Genomic DNA, 22,558 nt, shown 5'->3' with positions numbered 1-22,558 from the left:
CATTCATTTGAGAAGTACAAGAATTCCTGCGACTATGGCAACTAACAAACTAATGTAAGTTATTGTTCGCATAGTCATCAATTGACTGTTTAAGTTCTCTACTTGCGATGAAAGTTTTTTCAAGTTCTCGTTATTAGTTGTATTAGAAGATTCAAGTTGAGAAACTTTTTGCTCTAAAGAGTCTATCTTTTCCTCAGAATTCTGAGAAATGACAAGTTTGTCTAGAATATATTTTTGCTCCAAGACCACTTGTGAAAGACCATCTTCAAGCTTTTTGAATCTTGCTTCAAGTTGGTCAAATCGGTTGGAAAGTACTTCCAAGTTAGAGAATGTATTGATTATTGTCAAAGCATCCAAGGCTTCTAAACGTTGTAAAAAGTCTTGCCCTTTTCCCAAAACTTCCTCAATAGTTCCAATTCGAGACTTTAATTTCTCAATTTCCGCTAATACCTGATTTCTCAAATCGTTTATATTCGCCAAAGTTAAATTCTGCAAATTCTTAATATCTTCCGAAGTACCTGCTTCTAGTTTGGAAACTTTTTCTGATAGTGAATTAATAGTATTTGTTGCGTGGTTAACCTTTTTTTCTAAATCTGTTGCCCTTGCTTTAAGTTTTTCAATTTCATCACCGTAATACTTAAGTTGAGCGTATTCATTTAGTCTCGCTTCTAAACTATTTATTTGAGCTGTCAATTGCGCTATGTCTTTAGTAAAATCTTTTGATTGGGAAAGTGCTGAAATTTTATTTTCAACAGCAGTAACTCTTTTATTTAGTGCCGAAAGTTCACTCTGTAGTGAGGTAATTGTTTGCTGGTCCTTTGAAGAATCAGTACTTTTATTTTCAAGGTTCGTAACTTTACTTTCAACTGCTAAAAGCCTTCTTTTTAAATCATTCAATTCACTTTGTAAAGCCGAAGCACTTTGAAACTGACTGGAAGGAATACTAGATATCTGCCTTTCCAATGTAGTAATCCTTGATTCAAGCTTTACCAAATCATCAGATTTGGTACTTTGTAAACTTGTTAAATTATATCTATCTATAATTGCATACAAATAGCGTGCAAGGTCCAATTTCGTTATAAGCAAAGAAGGTTTAAAGTTTCCATTGGCATCTACATCCATAATCCTTTGTTCTACAAGGAAATTCACAGCTTTATATTCAGCTGCGGATGGAGAAAGGTCTTTTATTGTGGCAGAAAAAACATAGATGCTAATGGAAATTAGGAAAAGAGGGATGATACCTCGATATTTTAACAACCGATAGAAAACATAACTCATGCCCTTCACCTCACGTTGTGGTCTGGAAATGATATTTCAAAACGATTGGCGAAATTCGTTGAGCTGTCCTTGCTTTGCATCAACAATTTGTTCGTTAACCTTTAAACCATTTCGTACAAAAGTTAACTTGTGCTTACCTGCTGATGTGACAAAGAAATATATCGGGGTATTCCCTATAAATTCATCATCCCAGTAAACTTCACAGACATCTTTTGAATATACATTCACCAAAACCCTGTCCTCAGTGTCAATCACTGTGGGCCCTTCCACTTGTATCCTTTCTTCGCTCTTAGCTCTTCTATTGTCGAAAACGAGAATATTAGTGCCTGACGCCACCTGTAAAATCGTGGGTCCTTTGAATATCGTAGTTCCTACCATGCAAATCATATCTTTACTTATCAAGATAGGAACGGTCTTAGGCAGGTTTTTAAGACTTCCATCGCTGAAACCATACCACACTATATTTCCCGCATTATCTTTTATCGTCGTAAACCACGGTTTGACAACCACTCTGTCCCTTACATATCCATCATACTCAATAACATAGTTGTTGTTAACTGTTCTTTGGCTTACCTCCAATTTAGGTTTCAGATTATAGAAAATCTTCGTGTCTTTCCTTAACTCAACCTTTGTTTCATAATCTTCATAGTTTTGGGAGAATATTCGAATATCATAACTATTCTCCGGTAGTACTATCGTTGTTGGAAGTTTCCAAATTTGACCTGATATCCAAGCATAAGCTCCAGCAGGGCTTCCATCAATTATCAATTTAAACATCTGGGTAGAGTCGACTTTGTACACATATTCATCAAGAAACGGTACCTCAATTTCTTGAATGCTCTTCAAAAAGATATTTGGTAAATAAAGTTTGTATTTACCCGGCTCTACCTCTATCGTTGAAGGTAAGTTTATTAGCATGCCGCCTAAGATAGCATTGTCGATGTTTTTTTCAGAAACCAATTTCAATGTTACCGTTCTTTTCAGTGTTATTTCCAAATCTTTTTCTTCATACGGGTTGATTTCGACTCTGAGAGTTTTGGTAGCATATCCCGGAGCTTCTGCTTTAATTTCGTGAACCCCAGAATTTATCTGAAGTCTTGCGGTACCGTTGAAAGTATCAACCTCAACCAATTGACCATTGACAAAAACCCGTGCATTTTTCGGAGTTACTTTTAGATTCAAGAATGATGGCAATGAGAGTTCTACGGTTACAGTCGCATCGTCTGTAAGAGTTTTTTCAAACGGCACAAAACCGGGTTTTACAACCTTGAGAGTTCCTGGAAACTCTGCGTTGAAACTTATGGAGTCTTTTTGCACAACCCCTACAAATTTGTCATTGTAGTAAACCATACTTCCTTTAGGTGCGTAAACTGTTAGCGAGAAAGCAAGGTCTGAAAATAATGCTATTAGTAGAAAAGCAAGCTTCAACAAACTTCCAAGTTTCATATTTTCTCTCAACGAGATTCGCCCCTTATTAGAACTTAGAATTTCGGAATCTCAGATTATTTAGAACTTATAACCTCGTAAAGAGCGTCTAAAGCCTCATGAATTAGCTTTGTCTTATCCTCAGATATTTGCGTGATAACCTCTTCAATGTATTTGACTCGCATCTCTATAACAGCTTTTATCACTCGTTCGCCAAGAGGTGTTATTTCTACCTTAAAAACTCTTCTATCCGTTTCATCTCTTCTTCGATTTAAAAATCCATCCCTCACAAGCCTCATAACAAGGCCGCTAGTTGTACTTTTTGCAATACCTAAAGATTGACTCAATTTCGTCATCGTCTGGGGACCGTTGAAATAGACCCTTTGGAGTAAGTCAAATTGTGCTGCAGTAATGCTGTAGTTCTTCAGAGCCTCACGACCGTGTACTCGTATTCTAAAACATATGGTCCTTAGCAATTGTTCTAAGTGTGCAGGCAACCCGTTTTTCAAATCGCTCTCTGAATAAGTTATTTCTCCGAACATCGAACCACCTCAGTTTTTCACAACTCTTCCATAAGAACTTTGAATGCGAGATAAGTTTCGTAAAGGTCCGCTTTTGAAACTAGTTCGAAGGGAGCGTGCATGCTCATTAACCCAGGTCCTATATCAATTGTATCAAATCCTTCTTTTGCAAGGAACTTTGCAACAGTTCCGCCACCACCAACGTCAACTTTACCCAAGAGGCTAACCTGCCAAGAGATACCATTTCGATTGAGTATAGCTCTTACTTTGCCAACCAGTTCAGCATGTGCTTCACTTGCCCCACCTTTTCCACCTCTGCCAGTGTATTTTACTATAGCAACACCGTAACCTGATTTAGCAACATTGAGCTTATCATGAACATCCGGATAAGATGGGTCAAAAAGGGCGGTTACATCAGCTGATAGAACTGTTGACTTATCAATAATCTCATCTAGCAATTGTTCGGTATCATTAAATCCCTTAACAGAAAGCATCTTTCTCAAAAATGCTCTGTAAAATCTTGCTTGAGCTCCTGCATCACCTTCGCTACCGATTTCTTCCCTGTCAAACAAAATAACACCTATAGCTTTACTTTTTGGTTGTGCGTTCAGTAATGCCATAACACCCTCAAAAGCGCATATTCTATCATCGTGACCATATGCACCAATAAAACTGCTATCTATGCCCACATCCCGTGGTTTCAAAGCGGGAACAAGCTCTAAGTCAGCGCTTATGAAGTCTTCTTCTTCAATGTTATACTTCTCTTTCAAAAGCTTCAGGATGTATTTCTTAACCGGTTCTTTTTCTTCACCTTCTAAAGGTATAGAACCAAGTATGACGTTCATTTTCTCTGCTTTGAACTGTTCACTTACCTTTTTGTCTTCTTTATCCAGATGAGGGAGCAAATCGGGAAGAACAAGAACTGGGTCTTTGTCTTCACAGCCTATGCACACTTTAATTTTTTCGCCGTTTTCTTTTACAACAACACCTACAAGTGCCAGGGGTAAACTCAACCATTGATATTTCTTAACGCCACCATAATAATGGGTCTTCGCAAGTGCTATCCCTGAATCTTCATACAATGGGTTTGGTCTCAAATCAATTCTTGGAGCATCGACATGTGCTGCAACAAAATTAATACCGTTCAGTATTTCTCCGTTAACTGCAACCAGCGATTTTTCCCTATTTATGTAGAAAACTTTATTTTCCTTTCCTGTGTATTTTTCGAGAGGAATGTATCCATTTTCCAAAAGTATTTTTTCAAAATATTCGATAGCTAACCGCTCAGTTTTAGCATAATCAATAAATTCCTTGTACCTATCGGAAAAATGTTCAATCTCTTCCCTTGTTCGTTTTCTCCATACTAGTTCATTCAGTCCCATTTTCAGCCACCTCCAGGTTTTTTAGGATTTATATAATTTACCAGATTTCGACCTCTGTTTCTAGTTCCACGCCGTAATATTCTTTAACTTTGCCTTTGATAAAGTTAATCAATTTCAAAACATCTGAGGCTTTTGCATTTCCCCTATTAATTATAAACCCGGCGTGTTTTTCGGAAACTTGTGCACCACCTATTTGATAACCCTTCAAACCAAGAGATTCTATAGCTGTCCCAACGTAAAAATCAGGCCTCGGTCTTTTAAAAACGCTACCAGCACTAGGATATTCTAACGGTTGCTTCTCGTAACGTTTTCGCATGGTATCAATCATTATTTCACGGATACTTTCCTTGTTACCTTTTGCTAGTTTTAAAACTGCTGAGATTATTATCAGAGATTTTTCGTGTTTGAATATACTATCTCTGTAACCAAATTGTGCCTCAGAAGGACTTATGGTTATAACATTTTTTCCATCAAACACTTTGAGACTAACAACGTTTTGAGCCATTTCCCAACCATAACAACCTGCGTTCATGTAGACAGCTCCACCAACACTACCTGGCAAACCAAAAGCCCTTTCCAAACCTGAAAGTGAATGTTCAAGTGCTATTAAACAAAGGGTCTTGAATGACATTCCAGCTGATACGTTAATCAATTCGTCGTGAATTTCTATGGAGTCTATTCTTTCCGTCGAGATAACTGCAAAATCCTTTTCGTCATCTGTTGGAATTATATTCGTTCCCTTACCAATTATTCTGAAAGGGACCTCATATTCTTTGAGAAGCCTTAACGTATCTAAAAACCCTTCCATTGAACTTGGAATTATGAAGAGTGGAACACTTCCACCAAGCCTAAAACTAACATGATGTGAAAGCTGTTCGTTAAAAAACAGATCACATCCTAAATCCCAAAGTTTTTCAACCAACCTCCTGTTAAAGCCCCTGATTTGTTCGCTAAGTGCATCATGCGTGTAATCCACCGCTCATTCCCTCCGTATAAACAACAATTTTGTCTTTCCCTGTGTTCTTAGCATGGTATAGTGCAATATCCGCTTTTTGTATCAACTCTTCGGAATCGTTGACCTTGCATGCAGGATAAACCGCTATTCCATAACTAAGGGTAATGTTAAATGGGAATTTGTTCAAATCCCTAGTTAATCTTCTCAATCTTTCAACAACAGTCTTTGCTTCTTCCTCACCCGTTGACGGGAAGAGTAAAACGAATTCCTCGCCACCAAAACGTCCTACAACATCTGTTGAACGCACGTTGTCTCTCAATATTCTTGCCACTTCCTTTAAGACTGCGTCACCTGTAAGGTGACCATATGTATCGTTTATCCTCTTGAAATTGTCGATATCGCACATAACAACACTTAATTCCCCTTGCTCAGATTGAGCTTTTTCAAAGTAATGTTGCAACACTTCGCTGAAATGATACCTCGTATAGAGTTTTGTGAGAGGGTCTATTAAGCTTCTTAGCCATGTTAGTGTTCCCTTCATAACTGCTACGAAACTATACTCAAGTAATTGTAAGATTGGTAAAAGCTCATTCTTGTATTCTTCAGGAAATCGAACATTTTGGTTTGAAAGCCAAAGTTCATACGTTGCGTTCTTGTCAATTTTATCGTTAACGTATAGCTCCAATGGAGCCACACTTAAAGTCTCTCTAACTGGTTTTTCTCTGTCTGCTGTTCCCAAGCTCGTTTCGAATGTTTTATCTAGAACCTTATCGTAAAGCCTAAGCAAAAGGCTTCTAGCTGGTATCAGCGACAAAACTTTCGCGGCAAAGTAATTTAAAAGTTTCTCCGGCTCTGTTTTCGGGTCAATTGCTTTTAAACTGGAGAGCAAATCATATGAAAGCGTGCTCAGTTGTTTTGAATGCTTTTCTTTTTCGTCTTTTTCTAATTCGACTCCGTAGAGTTCACATAACATTCTAGCAGCATTTTCAAGTCCTATGTCTTTATAAATAGTTATCGCCTTAGAATAGTATGACTTTGATTTGTATTCATTACCGAGGGCTTTATAGTAATGACCAAATCCTTCGTACACCATTGCCAAGGATAACAAAGCTCCATCAAGCACGTAGTTCGTTTCGAGATACTCAAGTTCCTCTTTGAATAATTCAGGAACAGTTCTTGCCAATTCGTTTCCCAAAACTGCTACTATTTCTTCCCTGAAATACCTAGAACCAGCATCTCTATACTTTTTCCATTTTATTGCAAACTCCTCTGTTCCGACTGCAGAAATGACCTCGACAATCTCCTTTGTGTTTTCATCATACTCCTCGCTACTCAAGACACTTTGTTTGTACTCCATTGCTTTAGGAAGGTTTCTTGTTATAAAGTGAACAGCAAAAATGTCGAATGAACTATCCACCCCGTAACGTTCTTTTATACGCTCAATATGTTGAAGAGCTTCTTCAACTTCGAAATTATAACTATGATAATAAGCCTCTAGTGTTTGTGCAAAGATTATCTCATTTCTTAAGTTTAACATTTCAAGTTTTGGTTCTAATTCAGCAATACCAGATATGAATTCTCCTATCTTACCTGCATAAAGTGCGTGGGAAAGTATGTTTAACCTTGATAAATAGCTTCGAGCAGGCAACCCAATGTTTTCAGCAGCCTTTACTGCTCGTTCAAGGTACTGCATAGAAATAGTGGTGTTTGTAATCTCAACAGCAATGTTGTTATAAATCGATGGGAGTTTATGTGCAACATTGCAATCAAGTGCTAGCTTTTCAGCCTTTCTTAAGTACTCTAAAGCCTTTGATGGGTTCGAACGAGCTATAACCGACATAAATATGTAAATGTCAATAAGAAGCCTCACGTGCAACGGGTTGTTTTCGTCAAGTTGTTCCATTATTCGTTTTGCTCTTTCGTAATAATCTTTTCTTCCAGGAGCTTGTCCCACTTCGGACCGTAATAGTAAAAACTCACGCTTCAAATTACCAAACGGTCCAAGCTCGACGTGCGAATTTTTGAGAAGTTCTACTGCGTTCTTGTAGTCGTAAACTAAGTAGTATTTGAACGATTTCAGATAGACGTATATCTTTTTATCCGGAATGTCCAAGTCTCTTATATAGTTTTCGTCTTCTGTTCGTTCAGCAAGTTCGAGTAGGAATTTATAATAAGCGTAAGACTCTCGATTTTTAAGAATTTTTCTCGCTTTTTGTAGCACAGCGTATATAACTGATGGAGATGCGTAAAAATTTAGAAGCTCCATTGCGTACTTTAGATAAGCAACAGCAGCTGACACTTCATTTCCTGATGATTCCAAATGCCAAGCCCTCTTCTCATAGTCAGCCAAAGAAGATGCCAATTTTTTATGGAGTTCTAACCTTTCCTCTTCAACAATCGATTCGTACAGTATTTCCCAATACTGTTTGAGTGTGAAGCGGATTATATTGTATTCTCTGTAAAGTATCCCATCTTCTAGAAGCTTTGTCAAATCTATATTTTCACCCAATAACTTTTCCAAGGTTTCTACTTCTACCAGGTTAAACTTTTGCCCGAGAACTGAAAGATATTTCGCGTTTGAGTTCTTGAATTTTTCTACTCTCTCGACAAAAATAGATTCAACCCTAACTTCTTCAAGTCTTTCCGCATCGAAAACAAATCCTTCGTGCTCTTTTCTTAGTACATCTTGTTCGTAAAGGTATCTAAGGTATTCAACTATAAGCCCTGGTAAGCCTCCACTGGCAGCATAGAGCCAATCAACGAGGATGTCTTGATTTTGTATTTTTAAGAAAGACGAGTCTAAAAGCCTTTTTATTGTATGTTTGTCAAACGCTTTTAATTCAACACGAAGATGGAAGTCTTCCGAGTCCTCAACAGAGAAAGCAAGAATTTTTATTCTCCCAGTACTGTCAAAGCTTGCAAGTCTTCTTAAGAATGATTTCAGTCGTTCATCTGCTTCTTGATAGTCATCAACGAATATAACCACGTTATCAAGATGCGTCAAAGCTTGAACCACATCTATGCTCACTGTGTCTGTAGTGCAAACGTTTTCCAGACAATAAGATAAACTCGAAACCAGCTTCTCTGATACTTTGTCTGAACAAACTTGCAATGTTTGTGCAATTAAATCAGATCCACTGGTAACGTGCAAAAAAGGTATTCCTTTTTGCCTGAAGTTACTCTGCAAATTCTCAATCATGGTAGTTTTACCTATCCGTTGTGGACCTATAACACCTATAAAGCCTTGCCCTGGCAGTGGTCGTAGAACAAGTTCTACTATTTGGTTCTCCTCTTCTCTGTGAATTCTTCTTATAGTCAGAATCTTCTTGGAACCAAACACATTCTGAAAAGGAATCTCCTCCACATAGTCTCTCTGACTTGGCTCCTCAACTATCATACGCTGAACAATTCTTTTGAGCTCTTCATTGCTAGTCAAATCGTGGATTATTTTGCCAAAGACATAGATTGTTGATTTGTCTGTTATTTCTTTTCTGAAGTATTCGGGAGCAGCAAACACTTTTCCAGTTTTTGCCATACTTTCAACATGTTCAAAAGATTGTATCAACGGCAGAAATATCCTAATTTCATCGTTAACAATAACTAAGTCATCTAGCCCCATGTAAGGAACAAAGAGACCAGGAATATGTAAGACTGTCTTCATAATAGAAAGCAACTGTGGAAGGAGTTTCTCAACATGTTCACGTCCGTACCTGCTAATAGAATCATACGAAGGAATATCATATACAAGAATATCTCGTTCGCCCTCTTCAAAATAAAAGATTTCAGGAACTATAAGCCCGTAAACGTTGCGAGCTAGTCCTGAACGCAGAATAGCATCTGCCTTACTTTTAATCAAGCTTTTTTCTACGAATTTCGCTACTTTTTTGTAACCCTGAATTTCAACGATATAATCACTGCTCCAGTAGGTATCACCAATGTATTCGAGTATTTCCAACCTATACCACGCCTCCCGCTAAATTTAAACTAAAAACTTTCAACAAGCTCTTAGGAAAAACAGACTCTGTTTTTCCCGGTCTCTTTAGCAATGTACAATCTATTATCTGCAAGTCCTATCAGCTCAGTTATGTTCTGTTTCTCAAAAGAAGATGCAATTCCAAAACTAATCGTTACTTGAAACCCGAAAATATCATAGGAAGTCTTTTCTATTGCCCTTCGAACGCCTTCACATATTTCAACACACCTTGCTTTGTCTACTTTCATCGCACCAACGAATTCTTCACCTCCGTATCTTGCAACAATCCCGTTCTCTCCAATGTCATCTTTCAAAATAGTAGCAATATTTTTCAGCACCATATCACCAGTCAAATGACCGTAAGTATCATTAATTTTCTTGAAATTGTCTATATCCGCTATAAAGACAGTTACTTCTTTTTCCTTTCGTGAAACAGCGGGTTCTTCCATGTATTCTTGAAGAATTTCCAAAAATCTCCATCTGTTGTATAGCCCTGTCAAAACATCCCTCGTTGCCCTTTCTCTATATATTATGCCTCTTACTTGACTTGCAAATAACTCATCCAACAAAGTTATCTTATCCCATATATCCTTTTTCTCTTCTTCCGACAACACTGAACGGTTGCTTGAGAAGAATATTAGATAATCGCTATCCTTGTCTATATTATCCTTGATATGCACCTCGAGAGGGTCAAATGTAACAATGCTTTTCTTTTCATCAGATGTCGCAATGCCTATAGATGCTCTTAGATTCGTCTTTTTATCCCTCACTGATACAAAAACATGATTGGGCTCGAAAAGATTAATCAATATATTTGAAAGTATCATTAGAAATTCATCCAAACCTGTCTTTTGGTCGATTGATTTTAATATCTCGAGTGTATCAACTATCTCGTTTTCCACTGCATTTCTTTGGAAATCAACAAACAAAATATCCTTCAAAGGCTGCTCAAAGTCTTTTTCAATTTCCAAATCAAAAACAATCCTTGCGATTCTTAGCTTTACTAAATCGCGTTTGATCTCATTTTGAATTAGCTCATAATATTTTTGCTTAGCCAGAAGTATGTAAAGCAAAGAGAGTTTTGTCATTTCCGAAGTATAGAAACTGTCCCATTTGTCAAGCTCATCAGCCAATCTCTCTTTGTCGACCTTGTAGATTTGCTCTACAAATAGGTATAAAATCTCTTCTCTCAGCAAAGTGTAATTCGATGTAATATAATCATTCCACGCTCTAAAGAATTCCTCATCATCCTTAGCCATTATCATTGCGGTGAAATATTCAAAGGCTCTTGCATGAATTGCTGGATCGTCGTGGTGTTTTTGGATCAATTCTTTTGCATTTTCTCTATTCCCGCAAAGCATTTCATGGAGAATCAATCCTCGCAAAGAGTGATGAGGTAACTTTTTCTCAGATTCAATTTCAAAAGCTTTCTTAAAGTATCTTAAACCTTCTTCGTAACGCTGCAGATATGAATAAACCATACCATGGAGTCTGTACAAGAAGGATAAATCAGAATAACTTAAGTAATCTTTGTGAGAGTTTTCTAACAAGGAAAACTCGGTAAATAGTTCTTTGAACTTTCCAAAATAAAGTAACTCATGTGCCAGGTTAAGCCTCTGGGTCAAACTGCGGCGCGTGTACCCAATTTCACCCACTATTTTTATGGCTTCTTTGAAATACACTATGGAGAGTAGGTATCCATGGTACGCTATACCAAATGAGTTATATATGCTTACTAAAAGATGTTTCAAACTGTACTGATTAGCAATCTCCAGTGCTTGGTTTAAAAACACTGTAGCTTTCTTCCTATTCGTGTATACCAAAGCATTGCCAATTAACCATAACCATTCCGCCTTTAACTCGGCCCATTTTTCGTTCCAAATTTTAATCTTTTGAATTTCTTCAACGTCAGGACCAGTATCTGATAGTTTATCGTAATACGACAAGTATGCTCTTTCCTTGATAAAAGATAGTTTTAATGACTTGTATTTTGTTAGTTCGAAGGACCTCAAAATATCGTCAATATAAGAAACACAGTCTAAATACTTTTCTTCAACGAATAGTTCAAGTGCTTTCAGGTAAGTAAAAATTCTTTTTTCTGGAAGCTGTATGCTTTTAAAATTTAAACTAATTCCTGCTCGATTTTCAAGTTCAAGTCTCAACTTGTGGAATGCATATGATTCTTCTTTACAATTTTTCTTTAAGATTTCGTAAGCTTCGTATAAAGTATCCGACAGAAAAGAAGGAGAAAATGTGTATTTTTCCAATCCTATCTTCACAAACCTAAGATAAGTAACTGCTGCAGATAGTTCCCTACCAGCCCGCAGGTAGTGAAAAGCAGCTTTAAGCGCGTATTGATTATATGGACTAATGTGTCTACTGTACTCTTTTGCCATCATCTCATGAATTAGTTTTAATTGCGCGTCATCTTCTATTCGAGATGTCAAATCGTGATCAACTATGTACTCACCATCGTCCGACCTTACTAATTGTTCTTCTATGAGTTTTCTTAGCATACTTTCTCCATCTTTGCCTGTTACTGAACTGAATATCATCAGGTCTTGCCTATCAAATTCCTTCCCTAAGGTTTTTATCAACAGCAAGTCTTCCGCCACACGTGAAAGTTTTGCTTCAATATCTTTGTCAGATAACTTCTTCCCTGGTATTTCAATAATGAATTTTTTATCCGGTTGCTTTGATTTGTAAGTCAAAACCACCGTTTTAATTTCAGAATTCTTCAAAATCTCTAAGAATCGTCTTACAAGGTAATGCGGTTCGTCAACATCTTTGACAATCAGTGTTATCCTCCCGAATCTCTTGAAAATATTAATTAGTTCACCAACCGTTGTGTCAAATTTGCAAACTGAATATAAGCACTTCACCAAGCCTGAGAATTCTTCTTGCGTTAATTCATTCCTTTTTTTCAAAAGCAACTGTCTTACAACGTTTGTAAAATCATCGCCTATATAAAATATCGTCTCATTTTTTTCTGTAAAGTGGTAATCAATTCTTGCGATGTAATCCTTAAATAAACGATAGTATCCTTCAGTATCAATTTGGACCACTGTGTAGTTTTTCTCAGCAATTGTGATTTCTGAAATTATCCTGTAAAGTGTGTCATCACTTAACATATCTTTTTCTAAATCAACAACGGTAATGCTACTGTTCTTAAGTTTTGAAACTATACTTGCTTTTTCTCCGTTTTCATCGAAAAGTTCAATAATCTCAGCCAAAATCCGCATTGTTGAATTTTTATCGTAGATGCCATTTTTAAGATACTCTTCGTCAACAAAAACACAGTTAAAACCATCTGATGATTTCACCATTTTGGAGCTATCCAATAACTGTTTGTAAAATTCCGAACTAAAGATTAAGGGAGGTCTAAAGAAAAATTCTCCTGCGTATGTGTAGATATCGAACAAGCTTATAGCAGGAAACGGAGGGATATTACCAAGCAAGACAAACTTTGCAATTCTTAAGATTGATTCTATGAGTCTCTTTCGTTCCTCGTAAGATAGCGAGACTAATTCACCAGATGAGGTTACAATATGCTTCTCACCTGAGTATCTGAAGAATACTGAGATATTTTTATCTGCACGTTCTACTCTAACAGGGAGCAAAAATCTCTTAGAAAATGTGTAACTGTTTAAATGGACTACAAAGTCGTGAAAGTTGTTAACAAAACCGCTGTCAAAAGTCCATTTTAAGTCCCTTCCGTCGTCTGTTTCGGTAATCTCTTCTTTACAAAGTAAATCTCTAATGAGTGCCAGGTTGCAGTTTAAACGCGTAGTTATCCCCCCTGGAAATTAAGAAAAGCGATATCAACAAAGACTTAAAGCTATTTTGTCTTGTTGGTAATGTTGGGCATCTAAATATTCTAAATATTCTTAACAGCCTCTAATTGTGTGCTAAACATCAATTTAGCTTCTCTAACAACTTGTTCTACGATAACGGATAATTCTCCTTTCAGCGTACATCCTGCGGCTCTTGGATGTCCACCGCCGCCTAAAAGAACTGCAAGCTTACTGCAGTCAAACCAATCCTTGGAGCGGAAGCTTATATGTACCTCATTCTTTTCATATTCAGAAAAGAAAATTGCAAGTTCTACGCCCTGTATTGAACGTAATTCCCCAACAAAGCCACCACTGTCATCTTCCGTGCAGTTGTTTGATTCGTAATCTTTTTTCGAAAGGTAAGAATAGACTATCTTTCCATCGTTTTCTGTGCAAATATGCTCCACCATCGTCGACAGTAGTTTAAACTGTTCGATTCTCTTATTTTCAAAAATCCTCGAAACTAAATATGCTTTTCCGCCCATAGAAACAAGTTTTGTCGCATCCGAAAAGACAATTTCGTCTGCGTTGGAGTACCTGAAAAAGCCTGTGTCCGTGGCTATTCCCATAAGATTGATTGTAGCAAGTCTTTCATCGTATGATACACCAAGTTCAGTGTTAATTCTGAGAATCATCTGAGCCGTAGAACCAAACTTTGTATCAACCCAATTCAGAGTTCCAAAAAGTGTATTTGTACCATGATGGTCCACTACAGCCGTTGTTACTTTCCCAAGAAACTCTTGAAACCGTCCAATTCTATCAGGACTTGATGCATCAACGATTAGCATAAAATCTGGTTCAAAACCGCTGTTAACCACTTCGTCGTAACCTTTAATAAGATTCGTCTCATCAAACTCGTAAAAATACCAAGGAATTCTCCAGTCGATACATGCCACAACTTCCTTGCCTAGTTTTTGAAGCCCTAACGTAGCACTCAGAACTGAGCTTATATCATCGCCATCAGGCATTATATGCCCAACAACTAAAATTTTTTTAGCAAGATTAAGTTCGCCTACTATCGAAAGGAAATCGCGATTCATTCGAGCACCTCCAATGCTTTCTTGATTACTTCTGTGAATCTTTCTTTCACCTTGTTAGCAACCTCAACAACTTCCTCATGCGACAAAGGCTGGTCAAGTATACCGGCTGCCATATTTGTGGCACAAGAGAATACTAAAACCTTTATACCGGCGTGTGCACAAGCGATTACTTCTGGAACTGTCGACATTCCTACTAAGTCAGCACCGAGTTTTCTAAAAGCTCTTATTTCCGCCGGTGTCTCATAAGTAGGACCGGTTACAGCTAGATAGACTCCCTCGTTCATGTCTTGAAAGACGCTCTTTACTTTTTCCATCCATGTTCTGTCAAAAACTCCAAGCATGTCTGGAAACCTTGGACCTATATCTTCATCATTTGGACCTCTCAGAGGATTTCGGAACATAAGGTTTATAACATCCTTAACTAAAACTATGTCACCTGGCTTGTAACTTGTATTAATTGCACCTGCAGCGTTTGTGATGAGCATTCGCTCTATTCCGAGCAGTTTTAATGTGTGTATAACAACCTTTATATCACTTGGATTCCATCCTTCGTATATATGAAATCTTCCATTCAAAACAACAACCTCTTTACCGAAGAGTTCACCAAAAATTAGTTTTCCCTCATGCCCAGGTGCTGTAGAATAAGGAAAACTAGGTATGTCTTTATAACTTATATGTGTAGCGTTCTTTACCCCATTAGCCAAAAAACCCAATCCGGAGCCAAGTATGAGTGCTACCTTGGGTTTTGAAGAAATTTTTGAAGCTATATACTTATATGCTTCTTTAACCCGCTTATCCACGAAAATCCCTCCTAAAGAGCTCTTTGCATTATCTCATTCTTGTTTTAAAATTGAGTTGTAGTTCTCGTTTTTGATTTTATTATACCACAAGTTCTTCAAAACCAAAGCCAAAAAACTATGAAGATTGAAAGGGGGAACAGTATGATAAAACCAGCAGCAAGGTATCCGCGTTTGATAATAAATCTTTCCGCCATAACAGAGAATGCTTCAAAAGTTGCACAATTTTGCCATTCAAGGGGCATAGAACTTGTTGGTGTGACGAAACTTTCGCTTGGAAATCCAGCGATTGCAAAGGTAATGAAATCTGCAGGCGTCGATAAAATTGGAGAATCTCGACTGAAGAATATTATAAATCTTTATCAAAATGGTGTCCCAAGTCCCTTCCAGTTGCTAAGGATTCCTATGCTCTCAGAAATCCCTCAAGCTGTGCGTTTGGTTGATGAATTCTTGGTTTCTATGCCTGAAGCTGCTTTTGAGATTGATAAACAAGCGGGCGAATTGGATAAAAACGTTAGCATTATCTACATGATAGATGTTGGAGATTTAAGAGAAGGTGTCTGGTTTGAACACGCAGTTGATGAGATTCTTTCAGTTGCAGTGAAACTAAAACACGCCATTTTAAGAGGAATAGGAACAAACGTTGGATGTTACGGTGGAGTCTTACCAACAAAAGAAAATATGACCATGCTTGTAGAAATTGGGAAAGAACTAGAATCTAAACTTGGATACGAGTTGGTAATTAGCGGTGGAAGTACAGTTACGCTCGCTCTTTTGGAAAATGGTGCGTTACCAGAAGGGATTAATCAATTCAGGGTAGGCGAAGGCATAATACTTGGAACCGATGCTACGGGAGATAGGGATATTCCATATCTAAGACAAGACACAGTAATTCTGGAGGCAGAAGTTATAGAAGTAGATTACAAACCGTCCGTTCCCGTTGGAGAGCTCGGGAAAGATGCATTTGGAAGGACACCACACTTTGAAGACAAAGGATACAGAAAAAGAATTATACTTGCTGTAGGCGAGCAGGATGTGAAACCTGACGGATTAATACCTCTTGAAAAAGGTTTACACGTTCTTCACGCATCAAGTGACCACTTGATAGTAGATACAACAGAAAGTACTGAAACATTTAAATTAGGAGACATAGTTCGTTTCAGAATGAGCTATGGCTGCGCATTGAGGGCCTTCACAAGTCCGTATGTGGAAAAAGTATTCACCGAAGATTAATAATGTTTTCCTTTAGTGCATTTCTAACCTTGTCTCTTCTTTCAACGTAAATTTCTTCACCGGTGAATGGGTCAAAGCCTGTGTAATATATCGTTGTACTTAGTGTGCCAGGAGTAGGCGTGAATATCTGCACTTGCTGAGGAACATATCCAAGGTGCTTTTTTATGAATTCCCTTAGGTAAATGTTTTCCTTTTCACCCTCCCCAGGGTGGGCGACTATAAAATAACCAATAACGTATTTCTTCTGACCTTTCCTTTTTGCTGCTGCTTCGAACCTTTTTTTGAACTCTAGGAATTGTTCGGCAGAAGGTTTTCGCATAATTTTTAGAACATATGGATGAGCATGTTCTGGTGCTAATTTAAGTTGTCCGGATGTAAAATCAACCAGAGAAGATATTGTGTAATCTGCGTTTTTTGAAGCAAGAATCAAATCATGTCTTATACCAGAGCCTACGAATACATGTTTTACCCCTGGGACACTCTTGACTTTTTTCAAAAGTTCAATGAATTCAGCAGCTGCATCATTTTTAGTTTCGCCTGTCAAGGATAACTTACAAACGTTTGGTGTTAAACAATTTCTAAGACATTGCCCTTTGGTATTCCTAACCGGGCAAACCAAACCAAACATATTTGCAGTCGGACCACCAACATCAACAATAGTTCCGTGAAACTCGGGCATTTTGGTTAGAATCCTGACCTCTTCAATTATTGAATCAACTGAGCGTGAAACAACATGCGTTGTTTGGTGATTCGTAATCGCACAGAACGAACAATTCCCAAAGCAACCTCTCACCGCTGTGATGGAAAACCTTACAGTTTCTATAGCTTTTACCGGTCCTTTAGCAAGATAGTAAGGATGAACTCTCCTGGTGTATGGTAGCAAATAAAGCTCATCTAACTCATCTTGTGTTAAGGGCAAAGCTGGGGGATACTGGATAACGTATCGACTGTCGTGCTTTTGAACCAGAATTACCTTTTTCAAAGGTTCGGTATTTTCGACCATTATCCTATAAGCTTCTGCATACTTTCGCTTGTCATTTGCAACCTCTTCATACGATGGGAGATGAATGATATTGAACTGTTCTTCCAAGTTTAAACCTTCCATTGAGCTCTTCCATATTACGGTTCCCAAAATACCATCGAGGCTCTTTCCAGAAGCTATCTTTTCAGCTATCTTTAAGATAGCGCGTTCACCCATTCCGTAGACTAAGATATCTGCCTTTGAATCCAGAAGTATCGACTTTCTTACCTTATCACTCCACCAATCATAATGTGCAAATCTTCTTAGACTTGCCTCGATACCACCAATCACAATCTTGACATCCTTGAACGTTTGTTTAATCCAGTTTACGTACTGTATGACTGCTCTATCTGGGCGTTTGTTATTAATACCACCTGGAGTGTAATCATCACTTTTTCTTTTCTTGCGGGATGCTGTGTAATTTGCAACCATTGAGTCTACATTCCCTGATGTAACACCAAAGAATAAATTAGGTTTTCCAAGCCTTTTTATATCCTCTGGACCTTCCGGTTGCGCTATTATTCCTACCTTATAACCTCTCGCCTCCAAAAGCCTTCCAAGTAAAGCAACACCAAAAGACGGGTGATCCACATAGGCATCACCCGTCACTAGGATAACATCTAAACTTTTTAAATTTCGCAGTTTTATTTCTTCCTCTGTCGTTGGTAAAAACATCTTTAAGTCAGAATTTTTCATATATTCTCGTATTTCTTTCTTTCCCATTCAGTAACGGTAGTTGAATATTCCCACCATTCTCGCTCTTTCAATTTTAAGAACTTTTCCCAAATATGTTCGCCAAGGACTTCTCTAACAAGCTTGCTATTTTCCGCCTCGTTTAGTGCTTCTTTTAAATTCGCGGGTAGTCTGTAAATACCACGTTTTTGCTTTTCACTTTCGGACATCTGATAAATGTTTTCCTCAACTGCCGCGGGCGGTTCTATTTTTTTCTCAATTCCGTCCAAACCAGCCGCAAGAATTACAGCAAATGCTAAGTATGGGTTACATGATGGGTCCGGAGACCTGTACTCGATTCTTGTTGCTTTTCCTCTGGCTTTTGGTATCCTTATCAACGCTGTTCTGTTTCCTTTACTCCAAGCAATGTTCACGGGAGCCTCGTAGCCAGGCACAAGCCTTTTGTAACTGTTGACCGTTGGGTTTGTTATTGCCGTTATTTCTCGCGCATGTGCAATCAAACCACCTATGAAGTATTTCATAACTTGAGAAATACCATCAGGAGCACTTTCATCATAAAAGGCGTTTTTCCCGTCAAGTGTGAATAAGCTCATATGAACATGCATTCCACTACCGTTTACACCAAAGAACGGTTTTGGCATAAACGTTGCATAGAGATTGTTCTTTATAGCAAGCGTTTTAATGACAAGCTTGACCGTTTGAACGTTATCAGCTGCAATAACAGGTTCTGCGTATCTAAAATCTACCTCATGTTGTGAAGGGGCAACCTCATGATGAGTAGTCTCAACATCCAAACCCATTTCCTCCAAGTGGACAGACACTTCTGTTCTGATGTGCTCTGCGATATCAACAGGTAGAAGGTCAAAATAACTACCACTGTCCAAGAATTCGAAAACAGGTCTGTTATTTTGTCTTGGAAGAATGAAAAATTCAACCTCAGGACCTGCGTAGGGAATGAACCCCATCTTTCGAGCTTTTTCTTCAACAAGCTTTAACCTATATCTTGGGTCACCTTCGAATGGATGTTCGGAATCGTTGTAAACATCACATATAATTCTCGCACTTCTGTGACCATCAAATGTCCAAGGAAGCATGGCAACTGTTCTCAAATCTGGTTTAAGGTACATATCAGATTCATGAAGCCTTGCAAAACCCTCAACGGAAGAACCATCAAACATGATACCCGATTCTAAAGCTGTCTCAAGTTCATCAACAGGGATTTCAACATTTTTCATCATCCCGTTGATATCCGTAAACTGCAATCTTACAAACCTGACCTGGTTTTCTTCCACAAACCTAAAAAGCTCCTCACGAGTTATGTCTTTGTTTGACGCCATAACTTTCCCCCCACTCTTCGCAATCTAAAAATAGTGAGTAAAAACACGAAATAACAACTATAATTGTATTTTATCACTTTTACTCTTAACAGTCAATTATAATCACATATTTCCGGCAATATCGTCCAACGCAAAGTTAATACGAAAAAGGAGCTGCACTTTGTTTCAAAAAAATTGTGTTGACAATCTTTTCTTTCCCATTTACAATCTTATTGAGAATCACTCTCAACAAAACTCTAAAACCATTCTTCCCAATTCTGAATCCTGAAATGCGAGGTGAAATATGTGAAACTGTCAGAGGCACCCGTTGGTGCTAAAGTAATGGTCAAGGATGTAGAAGAATCCGAAATTTCGCCAAAGCTCAGAGCCATTGGCATCATGCCCGGGGTAACGATAACAGTAGTAAAGAGTGCGCCGATGGGTGACCCGAGGATATACAAAGTTTTCAATAAACTTATAAGCTTGAGGCAGTCAGAAGCAAGTCTTGTCGAAGTAGAAATACTTAGAGATTCAATTATACCTCTTTCCAGTGCTACTCCGGGATTATATAAAGTAAAACAAATTCTGGGAGGGCATATTATACATCGTCGGTTATCGAAAGTAGGGATAACGGAAGGTTCAACTATCAGACTGCTTGGTGACAGAAGAGTTGTTACATCGCTGGGAACCTTTCATATCGGATTTGGGAAGCTTTCAAAGATACTGGTAACAAGCGCTGAAACTCAATCCGAGCAAGGGAGTTGAAAACTGTGGTGATAACTGTAGGCTTATTGGGTAACCCAAATGTTGGAAAGACCAGCCTTTTCAATAAATTAGTAGGTGCCAGGCAGTACGTTGCTAATTGGCCTGGCGTTACAGTTACGAGGATTGAAGGAGCTACAACTTACAAAGACTACACTCTACATTTTGTTGATTTACCAGGTGTTTACAGTCTAACAGCGACATCTGTAGACGAGAAATTGACAAGAGATTATCTACTTTTTTCTCCACCAAATGTTACTGTCGTTGTCATAGATAGTATGAGTCCTGAACAGGGGATGTTTTTACTCTTAGAAGCTTGCGAGTTAGGATTAAATGTAATCGCTGTGTTTAACGCTATCGATGAAGCAAAAAAATCTGGAACAAAAATTGACAAGTCTTCCCTTGAGAAATTTCTTAGAGCTCCAGTTGTGCTTACATCAGCTCACACTGGAGAAGGAATCGAAGAGCTTAAAGAAAAGATTGTGGAATCCTTCAAAAGAACAACAAGACCTATTGTAATAGATTATGGAAAGGAAACTGAAGAAATAATTAAAGAAATAGAGCAATGTGTAGAAGAAACTTTTAATAAGAGATTTACTGCAGTTAAAATTATTGAAGGAGACAAATATGCAAGAGCGTTTTTGAAAAAAGATTGTCCAAAGGATATATTAGAGACGATTTCTCAGGAAATTAAAACATCAATACCTTTGACGAAGTACGAATATATAACAAACGTTGTCCAGCTTTCGATTCAAAGAACAGGCGAGGCACTTACTGTTACAGAAGCCCTCGACCATGTTTTAACACATAAGTATATAGGTATTCCTGTATTTTTGTCTCTAATTTATATGGCCTTCAACTTTACTTTCAAGGTATCAGAACCTTTGGTAGGGTTACTTGAGTATCTTTTTGAAAAAATCGCAGATTCTGTTGGAAGCGAAACTATACTGAGTTCATTAATATCGCAAGGAATCATAAATGGTGTAGGTAGTGTTTTGGCATTTGTTCCAAGTATCTTTGCACTCTTTTTTGCACTTGGAATCATGGAAGAGAGCGGTTATCTCCCACGCATAGCCTTTTTAGTCGACAAGTTAATGTATTCATTGAGATTAACCGGGAGGTCTTTCATGACATTGTTATTAGGTTTCGGGTGTAATGTAAGCAGCGTCATGGCAGCCCGGGGTTTATCGGACGAGCGCGAAAGAGTTACGACTATCTTGGTTTCGCCTTTCATTAGTTGTAGTGCAAGGATTCCCGTGTATCTTCTGATTGTTAACGTGGCATTCTCAAACCATAAAGCAGAAGCTTTTTTTGCAATATATGCCTTGAGCCTTCTTCTCACAGCTTTGTCATCAAGGATAGTAAACAAAGTAATTCTAAAGGGTGAATCGGTTCCTCTTGTTATGGAATTACCAAGGTACCGATTTCCTAAACTCCCAAATATTCTGACTTACGTGTGGAACAGAGGAAAGCACTTTCTCGAAAAAGCCGGAACGATTATTTTTGCTACAAGCATTGTAATTTGGGTGTTAACTTATTTTCCAGGTAGAGGAGACGTAGATAATAGCTTCGTTTCCATGCTTGGAAAATTTCTTCAACCATTGTTTGCACCTTTAGGATTTTCATGGCAAATAGTGTCAGCGCTTATATTTGGGGGAGTCGCAAAGGAAGTCATAGTATCCTCGCTTTCACAATTTTACGGCAACGTTTCCAATATTCATTTTGACCCTCTCATAGGTGCAACACTAATGACCTTTATACTTGGTTATATGCCATGCTTCGCTACACTTGCAGCAATAAAAAGTGAAACAAATAGCTCGAAATATACATTATTTGCAGTTTTTTACAGTCTTGCTATTTCCTACTTACTTTCGTTGGTAGTATACACAACGGGAAGGTGGATACTATGAGAAGTATTAACAGAATGCTTGCAATAATGTTAATTCTTTCCCTGGTAACCTTCATTTTATACGTTATAGAAGGGCAATATTTGTTCTCTTTGGTGATACTGTCGTTTATGTCCGTTCTAATATCAGGTTTCCAAGAATTTGGAAGTAATGAGTACACTTTTAAAATCGCACATCTGTATGTTGGGAGCATACTTTTCTTAATTGCTGCAGGATATGTATTCTTCACGTTTACATTTTCTATAGTTAATGTACTTATTGGTGAAGAAATCTATAAACTGAGTCCTGGGGACGTTATGCTCTTGATTACAGGCGCATATTCAATTATATATGTAATCCACTTACGAAAAGCTGCGCTAAAACCTGATAAAACAGACTTAATGAGTACAGATGCAAATAAAACTTGTTGTCATTAATTAATG

15 protein-coding genes are annotated in these 22,558 nt (G+C 37.9%); 4 read left to right on the top strand and 11 right to left on the bottom strand.

Translation table 11 applies throughout. The annotated features are described in order from the left end of the window. Window positions 1–3 precede the first annotated feature (3 nt). From JM64_RS03005 to JM64_RS02965, 9 genes are all read right to left on the bottom strand, one after another. Window positions 4–1,278: an S-layer homology domain-containing protein gene (locus JM64_RS03005; RefSeq protein ID WP_064011441.1), complete on the bottom strand. Its 1,275-nt coding sequence runs from the start codon at window positions 1,276–1,278 to the stop codon at window positions 4–6. 36 nt (window positions 1,279–1,314) lie between these two features. Then, the gene (locus JM64_RS03000) at window positions 1,315–2,736 is read right to left on the bottom strand and encodes a PEGA domain-containing protein (RefSeq protein WP_064011440.1); all 1,422 of its coding nucleotides are present in this window, start codon (window positions 2,734–2,736) and stop codon (window positions 1,315–1,317) included. Between the two features lie 44 nt (window positions 2,737–2,780). Beyond that, window positions 2,781–3,245 carry a MarR family winged helix-turn-helix transcriptional regulator gene (locus JM64_RS02995; protein WP_064011439.1) on the bottom strand — a complete coding sequence of 155 codons (465 nt, stop codon included), beginning with the start codon at window positions 3,243–3,245 and terminating at the stop codon, window positions 2,781–2,783. Between the two features lie 17 nt (window positions 3,246–3,262). Beyond that, window positions 3,263–4,606 (bottom strand): aminopeptidase, encoded by a 1,344-nt coding sequence (locus JM64_RS02990; RefSeq protein WP_082868260.1) that lies wholly within the window; start codon window positions 4,604–4,606, stop codon window positions 3,263–3,265. A gap of 37 nt (window positions 4,607–4,643) precedes the next feature. Beyond that, complete coding sequence (gene murB, locus JM64_RS02985; protein WP_082868259.1) at window positions 4,644–5,582, bottom strand: UDP-N-acetylmuramate dehydrogenase; 939 nt, start codon at window positions 5,580–5,582, stop codon at window positions 4,644–4,646. After that, window positions 5,566–9,516, bottom strand: coding sequence for a diguanylate cyclase domain-containing protein (locus JM64_RS02980; RefSeq protein WP_064011437.1), 3,951 nt, complete (start codon window positions 9,514–9,516; stop codon window positions 5,566–5,568). The genes murB and JM64_RS02980 overlap by 17 nt, the downstream gene beginning before the upstream one ends. 50 nt (window positions 9,517–9,566) lie before the next feature. Continuing rightward, window positions 9,567–13,154: a tetratricopeptide repeat-containing diguanylate cyclase gene (locus tag JM64_RS02975; RefSeq protein ID WP_064011436.1), complete on the bottom strand. Its 3,588-nt coding sequence runs from the start codon at window positions 13,152–13,154 to the stop codon at window positions 9,567–9,569. A 257-nt stretch (window positions 13,155–13,411) separates the two neighbouring features. Further along, complete coding sequence (locus JM64_RS02970; protein ID WP_064011435.1) at window positions 13,412–14,407, bottom strand: DHH family phosphoesterase; 996 nt, start codon at window positions 14,405–14,407, stop codon at window positions 13,412–13,414. After that, entirely contained in the window at window positions 14,404–15,207 is an 804-nt protein-coding gene (locus JM64_RS02965; RefSeq protein ID WP_082868258.1) for a purine-nucleoside phosphorylase, read from the bottom strand. Before JM64_RS02965 ends, JM64_RS02970 begins: the two co-directional genes overlap by 4 nt. A gap of 141 nt (window positions 15,208–15,348) precedes the next feature. Between JM64_RS02965 and JM64_RS02960 the strand changes: the two genes are divergently transcribed. After that, entirely contained in the window at window positions 15,349–16,437 is a 1,089-nt protein-coding gene (locus JM64_RS02960) for an alanine/ornithine racemase family PLP-dependent enzyme (RefSeq protein WP_064011433.1), read from the top strand. On the opposite strand, the gene JM64_RS02955 is transcribed toward JM64_RS02960, so the two are convergent. Both JM64_RS02955 and glnA read right to left on the bottom strand, forming a co-directional pair. Continuing rightward, the gene (locus JM64_RS02955; protein WP_064012478.1) at window positions 16,424–18,133 is read right to left on the bottom strand and encodes a YgiQ family radical SAM protein; all 1,710 of its coding nucleotides are present in this window, start codon (window positions 18,131–18,133) and stop codon (window positions 16,424–16,426) included. The genes JM64_RS02960 and JM64_RS02955 overlap by 14 nt on opposite strands. 17 nt (window positions 18,134–18,150) lie before the next feature. After that, entirely contained in the window at window positions 18,151–19,470 is a 1,320-nt protein-coding gene (glnA, locus tag JM64_RS02950; protein ID WP_064012479.1) for a type I glutamate--ammonia ligase, read from the bottom strand. A 303-nt stretch (window positions 19,471–19,773) separates the two neighbouring features. On the opposite strand from glnA, the gene JM64_RS02945 reads away from it, so the two are divergent. From JM64_RS02945 to JM64_RS02935, 3 genes are read left to right on the top strand one after another with little or no spacing between them, the layout of a single operon-like run. After that, the gene (locus tag JM64_RS02945) at window positions 19,774–20,232 is read left to right on the top strand and encodes a FeoA family protein (RefSeq protein ID WP_064011432.1); all 459 of its coding nucleotides are present in this window, start codon (window positions 19,774–19,776) and stop codon (window positions 20,230–20,232) included. Window positions 20,233–20,237: 5 nt separating this feature from the next. Then, complete coding sequence (gene feoB / locus JM64_RS02940; protein ID WP_082868257.1) at window positions 20,238–22,139, top strand: ferrous iron transport protein B; 1,902 nt, start codon at window positions 20,238–20,240, stop codon at window positions 22,137–22,139. After that, window positions 22,136–22,552, top strand: coding sequence for a hypothetical protein (locus JM64_RS02935; protein ID WP_064011430.1), 417 nt, complete (start codon window positions 22,136–22,138; stop codon window positions 22,550–22,552). Before feoB ends, JM64_RS02935 begins: the two co-directional genes overlap by 4 nt. The last annotated feature ends 6 nt before the right edge of the window (window positions 22,553–22,558 follow it).

The sequence above is a fragment of the Fervidobacterium pennivorans genome, assembly GCF_001644665.1.
In the GTDB taxonomy this organism is placed as follows: domain Bacteria; phylum Thermotogota; class Thermotogae; order Thermotogales; family Fervidobacteriaceae; genus Fervidobacterium; species Fervidobacterium ngatamarikiense.
This window is presented reverse-complemented; position numbering and strand designations above follow the sequence as displayed.